The sequence below is a fragment of the Nitrospira sp. BLG_2 genome (assembly GCF_049222245.1).
In genome coordinates this window covers 1-3,113 of sequence record NZ_JBLYIG010000501.1, presented here as the reverse complement: position 1 = coordinate 3,113, position 3,113 = coordinate 1, and the positions used below count along the sequence as shown (strand labels likewise).

3 protein-coding genes are annotated in these 3,113 nt (G+C 55.4%); all 3 read right to left on the bottom strand.

What is annotated here, in order from left to right; genetic code table 11:
• Positions 1-561 precede the first annotated feature (561 nt).
• Positions 562-1,932: a sigma-54 interaction domain-containing protein gene (locus ACOSYY_RS13620; RefSeq protein ID WP_421663051.1), complete on the bottom strand. Its 1,371-nt coding sequence runs from the start codon at positions 1,930-1,932 to the stop codon at positions 562-564.
• 109 nt (positions 1,933-2,041) lie between these two features.
• Positions 2,042-2,431: a response regulator gene (locus ACOSYY_RS13615; RefSeq protein WP_421663050.1), complete on the bottom strand. Its 390-nt coding sequence runs from the start codon at positions 2,429-2,431 to the stop codon at positions 2,042-2,044.
• 265 nt (positions 2,432-2,696) lie between these two features.
• A partial coding sequence (locus ACOSYY_RS13610; protein WP_421663049.1) for a sensor histidine kinase occupies positions 2,697-3,113 on the bottom strand: 417 nt, incomplete at its 5' end.

Genomic DNA, 3,113 nt, shown 5'->3' with positions numbered 1-3,113 from the left:
TATCTCGGCCTCCTCTCCCTGGTGTATTCGCTTCATCCGGTGATTTGTTGATGTCTGCTCGCTGATAATCATTTCAATGATCCTCTCTCATGATTACTGTTGGATAGGACCCGGCCTCCGAACAACTTCCGACCTCGATTCTCGGGAAGGTAAAGAGCTGGTGAAGGGTTCCTTCTTACGAAGGAATGGGTCATTCGGAGGCCGGTCCAAAATCACCCGAACCTTCACCAGCGATGTTGTCCTAGCGCAATCACCATGCCTCGCTTGAACAAGACGCGCGGCAAATAATTTCTAAAATCGATAAGGGTTTAGAGAATCGTGGACCATGAGCATCGATCATCGCATCTGGGGAGCCCGTCTACACAATGGGCAAACCCTGAGGTATATCGAAACAAAACATCATGTTACGTTGTCTAATTTCTTGGACGGCGTCTCTTCGTAAATTGAGGCAGGATGGGGCAATGTTGAAGCGTGGAGTGGAAGCAACCGCTGTGTCATCGCCGCCGAGATACCGAAATGGTGAGGCAAGGCCCCGAGAAGGCTGCCGAATTTAGCGCATCATCACTCGATGCCGTACGCACGAAGCTTGTTGTAGAGGCTCGCTCGGCTGATTTTCAGCAATTTGGCCGCTTTGAATCGGTTTCCCGCAGTCACCTGCAACGCCTCCACGATCCGGGCGCGCTCGGTCTGTGCCACGGCTTCACGCGAGGCTGAGCGTAAACTTTCGTCTTCGGGAACGATGCCGCCTGGAACCAAGTCCTCGCATACTAGCCATGGCCCGGTGGTCGTCACCACGGCCCGTTCGACGTAATGCTGCAATTGTCGGACATTCCCGGGCCAAGGCGCGTCGCGAAACGCCCTCATCGTTTTTTCGGAAACCTGCCGCACCGCTTGGTTGTGTCGTGCGCACGACGCGCCGACGAAATGCCGGACTAATAGCGGGATGTCCTCTCGCCGTTCCCGAAGCGCGGGCAAATAGAGCGGCAAGACGGCTAGTCGATAGTAAAGATCCTGCCGAAATGTCTTGGCTTTCACGAGCTGGGCCAGATCCTTGTTCGAGGCGGAGATGACACGCGCATGGATCTTCAGCGATCGCGTTCCACCCACGGGCTTGATCTCGCCCTCTTGCAGGACACGGAGCAGCTTCGCTTGAAAGGTCGGCGTGGTATCGGCGATCTCGTCGAGGAAAATGGTGCCTTCGTCCGCCTCTTCGAATAGCCCGCGCTTATTGACGACCGCACCGGTGAAAGCTCCTTTGACATGCCCGAATAATTCGCTTTCAAGCAGTGTTTCCGGCAAGGACCCGCAATCCACGACGACGAACGGACGATCCCTCCTGTTGCTGAGCGCATGAATCGTTTTAGCCAGAAGTTCTTTCCCCGTTCCACTTTCACCTTGTATGAGGACTGTCGCCGAACTGTCCGCCACAAGACGAGTCATATCGAAGAGTTGCCGCATGACCGGGCTGAGACCGATTAGATTCCCGAAGCGATCGTCCCTCGATTGGCCGGTGTCGTGCTCCGGCGTTGCTCGGACCTGGGACTTCGGCAGGGGCTTAAAGAGCACCACCATCGACGACACCGCTCCATTCGTATCGGTCAAAGGAAATGCCTGCTGCATCCCACAGGCCGTGCCGTCACCTCCTCCCGAGCAGGACACGCATTGCACCTCGGGTGCCTCGAACACCTTGATCGCCGGACAGGTTCCACAGGGATCAGTACGGTGCGCAAAGGCTTCATAGCACTTGGCGTGAGACCGTCGAGTCGCGGTCGCTGTCCAGGCCGCTTCATTCGCGTACACGACGTTGAATGATCGATCCATAACCGCCACACGGTCGGACAGCCCCTGCGCCAACTGTTTGATCGCTTCGATTCGCGCGGTAATGATGGGATCCGCCGGCGCCGGTTCGTTGAGGTTTTCTGAGTCAGGCAAAGCGCTCTCGCTTTTCCGGATGAGAACTTCTCATTAGGTATCGCGCGAGAATGGAGGCAGCAATGTGAAAAAGCTGCCTTTCTTTATTCGTCCGACAGTCGGGGCGTGGTCAGCTTCTTGATCTTTCGTAATGGAGTAATTGTTGCACACAATTCTTGAGGTCGGCAATACGAACCGGCTTGTCGAAGTAGGCGTTCGCACCGGCTTTTACCACATGCGCCTTCAATGTCGCGTCGCCGAACGCCGTGATCACGACAATTGGGCACCTGGGCGCTATGGTACGCAACCGGCTGATGTAGTCATCTCCCCCGGCAGGCATCCGGAGGTCCGTCAAAATCAGATCCGGCACGGATTGCAGCACCGTCAGAAATGCTTCGTCTCCATTCCTCGCTTCACGCAGCTGATATCCCATTCCGCAAAATTCATCGCACAGCAGACTGCGCATTTCTCGGTCATCCTCCACGATCAGCACAGTCGCTGCTTTATCGACAAGCGCCATCCTCTATCCTGTCTGTTACGTGACTCCATCGGAACCTTGATGAGTTAGGAGCAAAGAGGATGCCGATAGGCGTGCAATCACGATGCGCCTGAATTCAAAGGAATCCTGATCATGGCGGATTTAGCCTGACATCCCGTGGTGAGAAACACCACGACCGGAAAGGAGCCGGCCGGTGCAATATGCTACAGCTCGAATGGGGCGACGGCTAAGAGTCGAGGTTATGATGAGGCTTATCGAGAGACAGCCACTAGCCTGAGCTTCAACATCAGCCCGATTGATGAATCGGCAGCAGGACGGTAAATCTGGTTCCCTTTCCTTCCTTGCTCTCTACGGCAATGGAGCCTTGATGTTCTTCAATGATTCCCTTCACCACGGTCAATCCCAAGCCGGTTCCTTTCCCGAATTCCTTCGTGGTGAAGAACGGATCGTAGATTTTCCTGATGACCTCCGGTGGCATTCCGTGACCGGTATCGGCGATTATGAGTTTCACCATCGGGTGCTCCGGCTCCAAGCCGACACCGAGAGTGCCACCTTCCGGCATTGCATGAATGGCATTCATGATGAGGTTGAGCAGGACTTGGCTCATCTGATCCGCGTCGGCCGGCACCATGGGGCACGGGTCGGCCACCCTCAATTCGACCCGGATCTTATTTCTTGCGAGGCGCTCTTGAAACATCTCCAT

Coding starts and splice junctions, on each gene's coding strand:
- ACOSYY_RS13615 (WP_421663050.1), bottom strand. CDS start 2,431: ATGGCGCTTGTCGATAAAGCAGCGACTGTGCTGATCGTGGAGGATGAC.